The organism is Microbulbifer maximicatervae (SeqCode), assembly GCF_056232625.1.
This window is the reverse complement of record NZ_CP174324.1, coordinates 4,864,953-4,876,914: the sequence shown is the minus strand read 5'-3', so window position 1 is coordinate 4,876,914 and position 11,962 is coordinate 4,864,953. Positions and strand designations below refer to the sequence as shown.

Below are 11,962 nucleotides of genomic sequence, written 5' to 3'. Positions count from 1 at the left end.
TTGACTGGCGTGCAAAAAATCTAATTCCCTACATTAACACAGGGCGAGTCAGGAGAGAGAACCGAGTCGGCAAATCTCTCCGCGACTTATCGCAAATATTTTATTTGTGGTAGGGATGGCCGGCCAATAATGTCCAGGTGCGATAAATTTGTTCAGCCAAAATCACCCTCACCAGCGGGTGCGGCAAGGTCAGTGGGGACAGAGACCAGCGCTGGCGTGCACGGGCGAGGCAATCTTCGGATAAACCGTCGGGCCCGCCAATTAACAGGCTGATATTTTCCCCGAGCATTTGCCAATCACTTAATTGCGCCGACAACTGCTCGGTACTCCAGGGCTTGCCTTTCACATCGAGCGCTACCACGTGGTCCCGCGGTCCCAAAGCGGCGAGCATCGCCTCGCCCTCTTTTTTTCGCGCTTTTTCAATCAGGGCTGCAGAGCTCTTTTGGCCTCGTTGGCCGAGTGGAATTTCCACCATTTCCAGAGCAATTTCCCGGGGCAGGCGCTTAGCGTACTCGGCGTAGCCCTCCTGCACCCAAGCCGGCATTTTTCCACCGGCGGCAAGAATGCGGATTTTCACAGCAATTAACCCTGGTGCGGATCACTGCCATCGGCATCGTCACGGGTATTCGGAGTCATAGACCAGAGTTTCTCCAGGTCGTAGAAACCGCGAACATCTGCGAGCATCACGTGAACAACCAAGTCACCGTAGTCGACTAATACCCACTCGCCCTGGTCGACACCTTCAACACCAATGGGACGAATACCTTCTTTTTTCAGCTCGTCTACAACGTTCTCTGCCAGGGACTTAACCTGGCGGCTGGAAGTACCAGTACAGATCAGCAGATTGTCCATTACATCTGAAAGCCCGGAAACATCCAGGGAAACAATATCCTTACCTTTCAAATCTTCCAGCGCATTGAGAGCGATATCTTTAATATTTGTCATAACACCTTGATTCATTGCGGGTCGCCTGAAGCAACCTCTGTATAAAGTCGATGATCTTCTATGTACTGCAACACAGTTGCGGGCAGCAAATAGCGTGGCGACTGGCCACTTTTAATTAATTCGCGAATTTGCGTCGCGGAAATCGGCAACATGGTCTGCTCCCGCAACAGCAGGCAACCACATGCTCGTGTATGCAAGTCTGCAACCGTGCCCCGATGATTCTCCAGCAGTTCTGCCAGAGGGCCATGCTCTTCGCTATCGCGATCTGGCAGGTGCCAGCCCGGCCGTGTTACCACCACCAGATGTGCCAGCTCCAAGAGGCGCTCCCAGCGGTGCCAACGGTGCAGACTCAATAGGGAGTCCAATCCCATGCAGAAACTGACGGAGGTTTCACCTCCCAGCTCACTGCGCAGCTCCTCCAGGGTATCTACCGTATAAGTAGCTCCGCCACGATGGAGTTCTCGCTCATCCAGGGTGAGCTCATCACACCCCTCCAGCGCCAGAGCCAGCATTTCGCTACGCTGGCGGGACGATACACCTGGCGTCTGCCGGTGGGCAGGCTGGTGGCTGGGTAGCAGGCGCATTTCATCAAATTCGAGCACCTGGCGCAGCTCCAGCGCCATGCGCAAATGACCGAGATGAATCGGATCAAAGGTTCCGCCAAACAGGGCCAACGTATGCCTTTTGCTCGCCACAATTATTTCTCGTACCCCTCGCACTCGCTACCCCAAAGGGAAAAGTGCTTATTGCCGGATATGACCATCTCCGAACACAATCCATTTTTGCGAAGTGAGCCCTTCCAGGCCAACCGGGCCGCGGGCGTGGATTTTATCAGTACTGATACCAATTTCCGCCCCCAAGCCGTACTCGAAACCGTCAGCAAAGCGGGTTGAGGCATTAATCATCACTGAGCTGGCATCCACAGCACTCATAAAGCGGCGGCTGCGACTGTAATCCTGGGTGACAATTGCCTCGGTGTGGCCGGATCCGTAACAGGCAATATGGTCCATAGCCGCTTCCATATCCGCAACAACACGCACAGCGAGAACCGGGGCAAGGTATTCCTCACTCCAGTCATCTTCTGTCGCCGCTACACAGTGAGGAATGATTTCACGGGTCCGGGCACAACCGCGCAATTCAACCCCTTTTTCTTCGTAGGCACCAGCCAAGCGCGGCAGTATATCCGCCGCAACCATCTCGGCAACTAAAAGTGTCTCCATGGCATTACAAACACCATAGCGATGAGTCTTGGCATTGAGGGCGATATCGAAAGCTTTGTCCAGGTCAGCCCGATCATCGATATACACATGACAAACACCGTGTAGGTGTTTGATCACCGGCACTCGGGCTTCGCGACTGACCCTTTCAATCAGGCCGGTTCCGCCCCTGGGTACAATTACATCCACATACTCCGGCATGGTGATCAGGGCACCCACCGCCGCTCGATCGGTGGTATCGACAACCTGCACCGCCGTTTCCGGCAAACCCACTTCTCGCAAGCCGGCGATAATGCAGGAGGCAATTGCCTTGTTCGAGTGCAGCGCTTCACTGCCTCCACGCAAAATTGTGGCATTGCCGGATTTCAAACACAGGCTTGCTGCATCAATGGTCACATTGGGCCTGGACTCATAAATAATGCCCACCACCCCTAGGGGCACACGCATTTTGCCCACTTGAATGCCGCTGGGGCGGTAGCGTAAATCTTCAACTTCTCCCACCGGGTCGGGCAGCTCTGCCACCTGTACCAGGCCCTCGATCATGCCATCGATGCGGGCATCATTAAGCTCCAGGCGATCCAGAAGAGCCGCATCCAGGCCGCGCTCGCGACCCGCCTGCATATCCAATGCATTAGCCTTCAGTAGAGACACCCGCTGTGTCTCCAGTTGGGCAGCGATGGCTTTGAGAGCATTATTCTTGGTGGAGGTATCCGCGGCAGCTATCTGTTTGGCGGCGGTACGGGCAGCGCGCCCCATCTGTTCGAGCTTGGCGCGAGTGGATTGCTGATCAGCGGTGTCTGTGGCGGTCACTTGGCTCTCCGTGCAAAATCCGGTCGGCCGCGCAGTATAACCCAGCGAGACCCGGTTTAAAGTGCCGATTACCGGGCCGCACAGCTATGTATCTAGCTATTCCCGCGTCCAACGGTCCAGGTTCTCGGCGATAGTAGCAAGTCGCATAAGAGGATCTTCTACCGCCAGCAGATCGGTGCGAACCTTATCCTCCAATGGCAGAAGCTGAGCCAATTGCCAGGAAAGTGAGTCCGCAGACTCCACCGGCTCAAATTTAAGTGATAGCGTCTGTGCCCGCTCCTTCAACTCCTCCAATACCGACAGAAGACCATCGCAATCCGCCGGAATCGGCTTTTCATCTTCATCTGGTATCCATTCCACGTCCCCCAGAAGCAGGTCATCTTCTGCGCGACGGGTGTGGACAATGCGAAAGCGACGCCGACCTTTAACCTCCACATTTAGCAGCCCTCCCTCACCCTGCCCCCAATCCACGATGTCGACATAAACACCGAGAGGCCATACTGAAGCGCGCCCCACTTCGCCCCCGGAGCGAATCAAAACAATGCCGAAGCCGCTATTGGTTTTCATGGACTCACTGACAAGGTGAATATAGCGCTGCTCAAAAATCCGCAGGGGCAAAGTCACGCCGGGGTATAGAGGGACACTCAGGGGAAAAAGGGGTATCTGTTGCAAAGTCATCACTCATTATTTTTTGTGTACCCTAAAGATAACATCGCCCTAGGGAACTCTGCGGCAGGTTAAGAGACTTTTTACCGCCAACCGGTTGGATTGGGAGCAAGTTTTTCCACTTTGCGGTAATTGTCGCTGGCAAGCCCAACACCCAGCCTTTAAGCTGCTGCGGTAAATTGACCAAACGGAGATTTTTCATGCCTACAGCAACCGCTCGCCATATCCTGGTTGAAAATGAACAGCAGTGCCAGGACCTGAAACAGCAAATCGAGAACGGCGCTGACTTCGGTAAAATTGCCGAGCAGTACTCCCAGTGCCCCTCTAGCCGTTCCGGCGGTGACCTGGGCTCTTTCAGCAAGGGAATGATGGTTCCCGAATTTGACAAGGTCGTATTTTCCGAAGAGCTGCACAAGGTACATGGCCCAGTCAAAACCCAGTTTGGCTACCACTTGCTGGAAATTACCAGCCGCCAGGACTGAGTCCCGACTGTTGAGCAGACATAAAAAAAGCCGGGGTTATCCCGGCTTTTTTTATTCTTCAAATTCCTTCGCTTCAGGCGCTGGGCGCCTCCTGCATCGGTGCCTCGGGCTCAACTTTATCAGCTTGCCTCTGACGACCGAGGGGCTTGAACATCACCAGCAACAGGGGCAGCAGTGTCAGGGAACCCAACAGTGCGGCGGACATCGCCAGCGCGGTGAGGAGACCGAAATAGATCGACGGAACAAACTTCGACAGCGCCAAAATTGAGAAACCGACAATAATCGTGATCGCAGTGTAGAACATGGCACGACCAATCGTCGCATGGCTGCGATGCATGGTCGCCAGGTAATTGCCATCTTTGGCAAACTCAGCGCGGAAGCGATACAGGTAGTGAATCGCGTGGTCCACCCCGATACCCACGGTAATCGCGGCGATAGTGATGGTCATCATATCCAGCGGGATACCCGCGAGCCCCATACCACCAAGTACCACACAGGCCGCCAGCATATTTGGCACCAGTGCAATCAGAGCAATCCACAGAGAGCGGAATAGCACCAGGAACATCAGCAGGATTCCGACAAAAACGGCACCCAGGGTCAGGATCTGGGACTTAAACAGGCTCTGTAACATATTGTTGTACAGCACCAACAGGCCAGTCTGATGGACATTCTCTGGAGCAATACCCATCTCATTATGAGCGTAGTTGTAGATGCGCTGGATCAGCTCATCGCGACGTAGGGTGGGGTCTGTCTCCATCACTCGCAGGGTGATACGAGCCTGGTTGTTCTCCACGGATAAATAGGGGTCTACCAGAACGGAGCGAATTTCGGCCGGCAGGCTGGTATTGGCCACCGCCAGCTCAAAGTCATTGAGGGGGCCGCCATTCAGATCCACGGCAACTTTATACAGGGTCGCCAGAGATTGAACCTTGCCTATCTCCGGCTGCTCCTCCAGGTAATCATGCAGCTGCTCCAGCTTTGCCAAACCGGCAACCGTAAACCAGTAGCTCTGCTCCACTGACTCCTCTTCACCGCCAAATGGATCATCGGAGGCAAAGGGGTCCTCTTCTACAGCGAAGGGATCTTCCTCTGCTTCCATCGCAAAGGGATCTTCTTCTCCCTCGAAAGCTGCCTCCTGCTCCTCGGGCTGATCCAGAATAATATCCAAGGTCACAGTGCCACCCAAGCGGCGGTCAATCACCAGCATGCCCTGATAAATTTCCGTGGAATCATCGAAGTAATCGATAAAGCGGTTTTCCACTTTCAGCTGGGATATACCCACCACACTCACGACGGCTGCCAGCAGTGAAATACCTAGCACCACAAACTTGTGGCGCTCAGCAAAGCGGGAAAACTGCAGGGTAAATGCGTGGGAGTTATCTGCACTCACACTGCCCACACGCTTCGGCAGCACCATCAGGAAACTGGGAATAATCAGGAACGACAGCAGCAGAGCCACAGTCACACCCATCGTCATCATCCAGCCAAAATCGATAACCGGGCGAATGCCGCTCACCACCAGGGACACAAAAGCCACGATGGTGGTCAGTGCGGTATACAGGCAGGGCTTGGCCATAAAGCGCACTGTCTGCAATACCAGCTTTTCAAGATTCCAATCCGGGTTCTGGGCAATATATTCCCGGTAGCGTACCGCCAGGTGGATGGTAATTGCCAAAGTAATAATTAACAGCAGTGCGACAAAGTTGGCCGAGATCACTGTCAGTCGCCAGTCCAGCCAGCCGAGTAGCCCCAGCATCACCACCGCAGTGGTAACACAAGTCATCAGCGGCAACAGCACCCAGCGCGGCTGGCGGAAAATCAGCAACAGGGTAATCACAATAAAAGCGAGAATCCCCACACCAAATACCAGCAGGTCGCTCTTAATAAACGAAATCATATCGGCGGTAATCATGGTGACACCACCGAGGAACAGCTCCGCTTCGCCGTTGTAGCCAGCCAGAATTGCGCGCACGGTATCGACTCGCTGGTGGGCAACTTTCTCTTGCTCAGTACGGTGGGTCAGATAGACCGCGCTGATCTCCTCCAGGCGAACGGCCTCTTCCGGAGTCAGTCCCTCTGTATTGCGCTTGCTGCGCAAAGCATCCCGCTCGCGCACCATCTCGATGCCGCGGCTATCCAGTTTCAGGTTCGCCAGTATGGCCGTCGTCTGCCCGTCCGGGCTCAGGATCAACTCCCGATAAATCGGGCTTGAGAGGAACTCTTGCCGGGCCATATCCCTGTCGACATCGGGCCTGGAGAGCGTGCGCACCTCATCGCTGATATCGGTGAGAACCAGCTTGGGGCTGTACAGCAGTGGGACATCGAGAATGCTCTGCACACTGGACACACCATCTACCTTGGCCAATTCATCCCGCAACTTGCCCAGGGTTTCCAGGGACTCATCACTGAACAGGTCCCCAGTCTTGGAGCGGTAAGTAACGACCAGGAAGTCGCCACTGGCATAGCGCTCGGAAATCTCGCGGAAATAATCCAGGGATTTATCAGCTTCCAGAGTGAGGGAATCGGCAGAGGCATCGATCTTCAGGCGGGACAATCCGAGGGCTGCCAGCAGGGTTAACAGGCCGATAACCACCAACACCGCAGCGGGCCGTTTGGTCACCAAGTATTCATAAGACTTCTGTAAAGCTGACAGCATAAATTTCCGCTTCTTTCCAAACTAAAAACTGGCCGCATTGCGGCGCGCATATTGTTCGCCTATGCGATGAATTAGCAAACCTAAAATTTGCCACCGCACCGTTTTATTGGAACTTTTTTCAGGGATTGTCGATATGCCCCAGGTCGCGTTCGGGAAACAGGGTGTCCCTGACGCGACGTTTGAGCTCCTTGGCATCGGGAAAGCCGCCGTCACGCTTGCGCTCCCAGATCAAAATTTCGCCAATCCGAATCTCGAATACTCCCCCAGTACCCGGTTGCAATGCAACCTGATTGAGGTCATCGGCGAAAGTGTGCAGCAATTCCTGGGCCATCCAGGTGGCTCGCAACATCCAGTTGCACTGCACACAGTAGTGAATCGTAATACTCGGTTTTATCTCATTGCCCATCCTGCTCTCCCCAGCTGGGCAACAGCTTCTGCTCAATGCCCAGTTGGTCGAGCAGTCGAGCCACCACGAAGTCCACAATATCTTCCACCGAACTGGGCCTCTGGTAAAAGCCAGGGCTGGCCGGCAGGATCATGGCCCCCATGCGGGTGAGTTTCAGCATATTTTCCAGGTGAATCTCGGAGTAAGGCGCCTCGCGGGGAACCAGAATGAGCTGGCGGCGCTCTTTCAGGGCTACATCCGCAGCCCGCTCAATCAGGTTGTTCGATGCTCCGCAGGCCACCGCAGACAAGGTGCCACCACTTGCCGGGCAGATCACCATACTCGCCGGCGCCCCGGTTCCAGAAGCTACCGGGGAAAACCAATCGCGCTTGCTGAAAAGAGCTAGCTGGCCTTCCTGCGCGGCAAAACGATCGGCGAGGAAATTCTGCAACTCGCGCTCATCCCCCTCCGGCAACTGCATATCAGTTTCGGTGTTGATGACCACCTGAGCCGCCTCGGACAGCAGCAGCCATACGCGCACATTCGAAGCCAGCAGGCACTGAAGTAGGCGCAAACCATACTGGGCACCGGAAGCCCCGGTCATAGCCAGGGTCACGGTCTTCTCGAAATGAGATTGATGCAAAGTCGATACCTTATTAAGCCCTGCGAGCATAGGGCTGCGCAGGAGACATTAGTCTTCTGACTTAGAGATCGTATTTCTGTTCCAGGGCACCGATAAGGCGCTGGTGGATACCGCCAAAGCCGCCGTTGCTCATCACTACGATATGGCTACCGGAATCGGCTAGCTGCAAAACAGATTCCACACCATCTTCAATCGAATCAAAAGTTTTGGCCGGCACCGATGAGTGGTGGGCGACGTCTTCCAGGGACCAGTTAACTCCCTCAGGCTGATACCAGAGCACCATATCGGCCCCGGAGCAGGAGTCGGCCAGCTTGCCCTGGTGCACTCCCATACGCATGGTGTTGGAACGCGGTTCAATCAGGGCAATGATTTTATCCTCCCCAACCTTCGCCCGCAGGCCATTTAGGGTGGATTCAATCGCGGTGGGGTGATGGGCAAAATCATCGTAAACACGGATGCCGGCCACTTCTCCCAGGCACTCCATACGGCGTTTAACCCCCTGGAAGCGTGCCAGAGCTGCCGCACTCAAATCTGGGGTGACACCCACATGCCGCGCCGCAGCCATAGCCGCGAGGCCATTTTGCACATTGTGCTGCCCGGTCAGGTCCCACTCGACCCGCGCCACAGCTTCGCCTTTAAACTGAACCGTAAAGCTGCTGCCATCAGCGGCAATATCCACTGCGCACCAATCACCCACTCGCACACCATCGGCAGACTCGCTGCCAACCCGCTGTACTTCACTCCAGCAGCCTTTATCAAGCACCTGCTCTACATTCTCTTCGGCAGAGGCCACTATCAAGCCGCTAGCAGGCACAGTTCGTACCAGGTGATGGAATTGTTTTTGGATTGCCGCCAGGTCCTCAAAGATATCTGCGTGGTCAAATTCGAGATTGTTGATAATCACCGTGCGCGGGCGGTAGTGCACAAACTTGGAACGCTTGTCGAAAAAGGCAGTGTCATACTCATCCGCCTCAACAATAAAGAAGGGAGACTCTCCCAAACGAGCAGAGACACCAAAATTAGCCGGAACTCCACCAATCAGGAAGCCGGGCTGCATATCTGCCGCTTCCAAAATCCAGGCCAGCATACTGGCGGTGGTGGTTTTACCGTGGGTTCCGGAAACCGCCAATACCCAGCGGCCACCCAGGAAGTGATCGCACAACCACTGGGCGCCAGAGGTGTAAGCCAACCCTTTTTCCAGCACCGCCTCTACTGCCGGATTTCCCCGGGACATGGCATTGCCAATAATCACCAGGTCCGGGGCGGGCTCCAGCTGTGCGGGATCATAGCCCTCGGTAATTTGGATACCCGCCTGTTGCAACTGGGTGCTCATAGGTGGATAAACATTGGCGTCACTGCCGGTTACGCGGTGCCCTTCCGCCACCGCCAGTTGGGCCAAACTGCCCATAAATGTGCCGCAAATACCTAGAATATGAATATGCATAGCGGAAAAATGTACTCCTACGGGTTGCGGCGCAAGCTTAACACGGCAATTCGGGCCAGTAATTGCCAAATACCCCAGTTACCATGCAATTTACTCGCTATTCCATTAGACTCCGCCCCCGCATTGGTCGGCCTCATCCCCGGTACGGTGGTAGGAATTTTCCCGAAAGGGTCGACACCCGATACGAGCTCCCGGTTATCCCCACTGGCACAAATGTTTAAAACTAGATGCGAGGCGGACTACCGGATCGGGATACTTCTCTATATCTCTATAAGCACAGGATAACCATGTCGAAAAAGAACGCCTTTTATGCGCAGTCCGGTGGCGTTACCGCCGTGATCAACGCATCCGCCTGCGGCGTAATTGAAGCTGCGCGTGAAAACCCGGACCAGATTGGCAATGTCTACGCAGGGCTAAACGGTATTCTCGGCGCGCTGCGAGAGGAGCTGATCGACGTGAGCCAAGAGAGCGCAGAGGATATTGCTGCACTGCGCCACACCCCTTCCGGTGCCTTTGGTTCCTGCCGCTATAAACTGAAGAGCCTGGAAGAGAACCGCGCAGAATACGAGCGCCTGATCGAAGTCTTCAAAGCGCACAATATTGGCTACTTCTTTTACAACGGTGGTGGAGACTCCGCAGACACCTGCCTGAAAGTATCCCAACTGTCCGAGACCATGGGTTATCCAATCCAGGCCATCCATATTCCCAAAACTGTGGATAACGACCTGCCCCTGACCGATAACTGCCCGGGCTTTGGCTCCGTTGCCAAATATGTTGCCGTTTCCACCAAGGAAGCGGCCATGGACGTGGCCTCCATGTGCGCTACTTCCACCAAGGTATTTATTCTCGAGGTGATGGGCCGTCACGCGGGCTGGATTGCCGCTGCCGGCGCTCTGGCCCAAGAACAGGAAGGCGATGCACCCCATATTATCCTGTTCCCGGAAATCGCTTTCGATAAAGAGAAGTTTCTCGCCAAGGTACAAAAGACCGTAGACGAGAAAGGCTACTGCGTTATCGTCGCCTCCGAAGGCGCCCAGTACGGCGACGGCACCTTCCTTGCCGATGCCGGCACCACCGACGCCTTTGGTCACAAGCAGTTGGGCGGTGTTGCACCGACCCTGGCCAACATGGTCAAAAGCGAACTCGGCCTGAAGTACCACTGGGCCCTGGCAGATTACCTCCAGCGCGCCGCCCGCCATATCGCTTCTGCTACCGACGTTGAGCAAGCCTACGCCGTAGGTCGCGCCGCAGTGGAAATGGCTGTAGCAGGCAAAAATGCCATTATGCCAGCCATTATTCGCGCAGAAGGTGAAGAGTACAGCTGGTCCATCGCAGAGGCACCACTGTCTGAAGTCGCCAACGTAGAAAAATTTATGCCGCGCGAATATATCAGCGAAGACGGCTTTGGAATTACTGAAGAGGGACGCAAGTACCTGCTGCCATTAATTCAAGGCGAGGACTACCCTCCCTACAAAAAGGGCATTCCCCAGTACGCCACCCTGAAAAAGCAGCTGGTGGAAAAGAAGCTGGGTACCGATTTCGAAGCTTAATAGAAACGGTTGCCAGTCTCCCAAAAGCCTCCGAGTAAAATCGGGGGCTTTTTTCTGTAAACGCCTCTACGCAGACTCCACATCAGACCAAACCGCAAATTCATTGCCGCAAGGTTCCCTAAAATGGAAGCGCCTGCCACCGGGAAACGGGAAAATTGGCTTGGCTATTTCGGCTCCGCATCGCGTCACCTTTTCCAGGGTACCCTCCAGGTCGCGGCTGTATAACACCACTAATGCAGATCCATTTTCGGTAGTGCTTTGCAACTCTGCCTTGAAAAAACCACCGTCCAATCCCGCATTTGAAAAAGCAGTGTACTCCGGACCGTAATCGGTAAAAGTCCAATTAAAAGCCTCGGTAAAGAATGCTTTTGTCTTACCCAAATCCCTGGAGGGCAACTCAATATAATTAATTTTCTCGCACTCTCTCATAAGCTCACCATTTTCCTTATTTTTCAATTTTCAGGCTGTAGGTCGCACAGGGGTATTCACCACCCGAAAACTGCCATTTGCCAGCGCTAGTGGCAGATCCTGATAGAGAATAATGGCGCGATCCATCATCTGTACAAAATCGAGCACCGCATAAAGGATCACACCTTTTCGCCCCTGATATATATCAGGCCGATAAATCAACGCCGCCATCCTATCGTCCATGGCTTCATAGGTATATGAAGCTTCCCCAACTAACTCTCCCGACGCCGTAACATAACAATGTGTCGCGGTTTCATAGGTTACCGTGTGGGTAGAAAGGTCGGGGAAATCACCTTGTTTTGAATAGTGTGTGCCGGTCCATTCCAGGCTTAAACCTTCCAATGTCTTAAATGCCTGCAAACTATGCCTCCCCCAGTGGTTTAATAGCTTCGCCGATCACTAGTAACTGATTTACCTGAAGCAATAAAACACACGCTGACTGAAAACGACACTCCTTGCATTAAATATTTATCTATTTTGATACGCCTCCGATAGGCCCCAATGATGCCTCAATACTCCAGAAAGACATCTTAGGCACTTTACTCAAGTCTTTTTCCAATTCAGGGATCGGGCACGCACAAACACTTTCCCCTCCAATGGTCCATATAAGAAAGATTTTAATGACTCGCAATGGAGCCTTGCCGGGCTACCAATATGAAAACGAGGAAGTGAAACACTCGGGCATATACCCACGAA

The 11,962-nt window shown here is 54.1% G+C and carries 13 protein-coding genes; 2 read left to right on the top strand and 11 right to left on the bottom strand.

Annotation, left to right across the window (positions count from 1 at the left end; all coding sequences use genetic code 11):
• Positions 1–100: 100 nt before the first annotated feature.
• The 5 genes from rlmH to ACJJI6_RS21215 form a co-directional block, all read right to left on the bottom strand.
• Positions 101–577 (bottom strand): 23S rRNA (pseudouridine(1915)-N(3))-methyltransferase RlmH, encoded by a 477-nt coding sequence (gene rlmH, locus ACJJI6_RS21235; RefSeq protein WP_475711989.1) that lies wholly within the window; start codon positions 575–577, stop codon positions 101–103.
• Between the two features lie 5 nt (positions 578–582).
• Positions 583–960 (bottom strand): ribosome silencing factor, encoded by a 378-nt coding sequence (gene rsfS, locus ACJJI6_RS21230; RefSeq protein ID WP_413663146.1) that lies wholly within the window; start codon positions 958–960, stop codon positions 583–585.
• Positions 957–1,640 carry a nicotinate-nucleotide adenylyltransferase gene (gene nadD, locus ACJJI6_RS21225; protein ID WP_475711988.1) on the bottom strand — a complete coding sequence of 228 codons (684 nt, stop codon included), beginning with the start codon at positions 1,638–1,640 and terminating at the stop codon, positions 957–959. Before nadD ends, rsfS begins: the two co-directional genes overlap by 4 nt.
• Before the next feature lie 48 nt (positions 1,641–1,688).
• On the bottom strand, positions 1,689–2,972 hold the full coding sequence (locus tag ACJJI6_RS21220) for a glutamate-5-semialdehyde dehydrogenase (RefSeq protein WP_475711987.1): 1,284 nt from the start codon (positions 2,970–2,972) through the stop codon (positions 1,689–1,691).
• A 96-nt stretch (positions 2,973–3,068) separates the two neighbouring features.
• Positions 3,069–3,650, bottom strand: a complete 582-nt coding sequence (locus tag ACJJI6_RS21215) for an LON peptidase substrate-binding domain-containing protein (protein WP_282931464.1) — start codon at positions 3,648–3,650, stop codon at positions 3,069–3,071.
• A gap of 188 nt (positions 3,651–3,838) precedes the next feature.
• Between ACJJI6_RS21215 and ACJJI6_RS21210 the strand changes: the two genes are divergently transcribed.
• Complete coding sequence (locus tag ACJJI6_RS21210; protein ID WP_282931463.1) at positions 3,839–4,120, top strand: peptidylprolyl isomerase; 282 nt, start codon at positions 3,839–3,841, stop codon at positions 4,118–4,120.
• Between the two features lie 73 nt (positions 4,121–4,193).
• Here ACJJI6_RS21210 and ACJJI6_RS21205 read toward each other — a convergent pair whose 3' ends face one another.
• From ACJJI6_RS21205 to mpl, 4 genes are all read right to left on the bottom strand, one after another.
• Positions 4,194–6,776: an efflux RND transporter permease subunit gene (locus ACJJI6_RS21205; RefSeq protein WP_475711986.1), complete on the bottom strand. Its 2,583-nt coding sequence runs from the start codon at positions 6,774–6,776 to the stop codon at positions 4,194–4,196.
• A 118-nt stretch (positions 6,777–6,894) separates the two neighbouring features.
• Positions 6,895–7,182, bottom strand: a complete 288-nt coding sequence (locus tag ACJJI6_RS21200) for an Rdx family protein (protein WP_445355778.1) — start codon at positions 7,180–7,182, stop codon at positions 6,895–6,897.
• The gene (locus tag ACJJI6_RS21195) at positions 7,172–7,834 is read right to left on the bottom strand and encodes a flavin prenyltransferase UbiX (protein WP_475711985.1); all 663 of its coding nucleotides are present in this window, start codon (positions 7,832–7,834) and stop codon (positions 7,172–7,174) included. Before ACJJI6_RS21195 ends, ACJJI6_RS21200 begins: the two co-directional genes overlap by 11 nt.
• 31 nt (positions 7,835–7,865) lie before the next feature.
• Entirely contained in the window at positions 7,866–9,248 is a 1,383-nt protein-coding gene (mpl, locus tag ACJJI6_RS21190) for a UDP-N-acetylmuramate:L-alanyl-gamma-D-glutamyl-meso-diaminopimelate ligase (protein ID WP_413663151.1), read from the bottom strand.
• Between the two features lie 287 nt (positions 9,249–9,535).
• Here mpl and ACJJI6_RS21185 point away from each other — a divergent pair, with 287 nt between their 5' ends.
• On the top strand, positions 9,536–10,798 hold the full coding sequence (locus tag ACJJI6_RS21185) for a 6-phosphofructokinase (protein ID WP_475711984.1): 1,263 nt from the start codon (positions 9,536–9,538) through the stop codon (positions 10,796–10,798).
• A 66-nt stretch (positions 10,799–10,864) separates the two neighbouring features.
• Here the strand turns inward: ACJJI6_RS21185 and ACJJI6_RS21180 are convergent, their stop codons facing one another.
• Positions 10,865–11,227, bottom strand: a complete 363-nt coding sequence (locus tag ACJJI6_RS21180) for a VOC family protein (protein ID WP_413663152.1) — start codon at positions 11,225–11,227, stop codon at positions 10,865–10,867.
• Positions 11,228–11,257: 30 nt separating this feature from the next.
• A complete protein-coding gene (locus tag ACJJI6_RS21175) occupies positions 11,258–11,626 on the bottom strand; it encodes a hypothetical protein (RefSeq protein ID WP_475711983.1) in 369 nt (122 codons plus the stop codon).
• Positions 11,627–11,962: the final 336 nt, after the last annotated feature.

Excerpts from the sequence above, each read along its gene's own strand:
- rsfS (WP_413663146.1), bottom strand. The coding sequence starts at position 960 with ATGAATCAAGGTGTTATGACAAATATTAAAGATATCGCTCTCAATGCG.
- ACJJI6_RS21215 (WP_282931464.1), bottom strand. The coding sequence starts at position 3,650 with ATGACTTTGCAACAGATACCCCTTTTTCCCCTGAGTGTCCCTCTATAC.
- ACJJI6_RS21210 (WP_282931463.1), top strand. The coding sequence starts at position 3,839 with ATGCCTACAGCAACCGCTCGCCATATCCTGGTTGAAAATGAACAGCAG.
- ACJJI6_RS21205 (WP_475711986.1), bottom strand. The coding sequence starts at position 6,776 with ATGCTGTCAGCTTTACAGAAGTCTTATGAATACTTGGTGACCAAACGG.
- ACJJI6_RS21200 (WP_445355778.1), bottom strand. The coding sequence starts at position 7,182 with ATGGGCAATGAGATAAAACCGAGTATTACGATTCACTACTGTGTGCAG.
- ACJJI6_RS21195 (WP_475711985.1), bottom strand. The coding sequence starts at position 7,834 with ATGCTCGCAGGGCTTAATAAGGTATCGACTTTGCATCAATCTCATTTC.
- mpl (WP_413663151.1), bottom strand. The coding sequence starts at position 9,248 with ATGCATATTCATATTCTAGGTATTTGCGGCACATTTATGGGCAGTTTG.
- ACJJI6_RS21185 (WP_475711984.1), top strand. The coding sequence starts at position 9,536 with ATGTCGAAAAAGAACGCCTTTTATGCGCAGTCCGGTGGCGTTACCGCC.
- ACJJI6_RS21180 (WP_413663152.1), bottom strand. The coding sequence starts at position 11,227 with ATGAGAGAGTGCGAGAAAATTAATTATATTGAGTTGCCCTCCAGGGAT.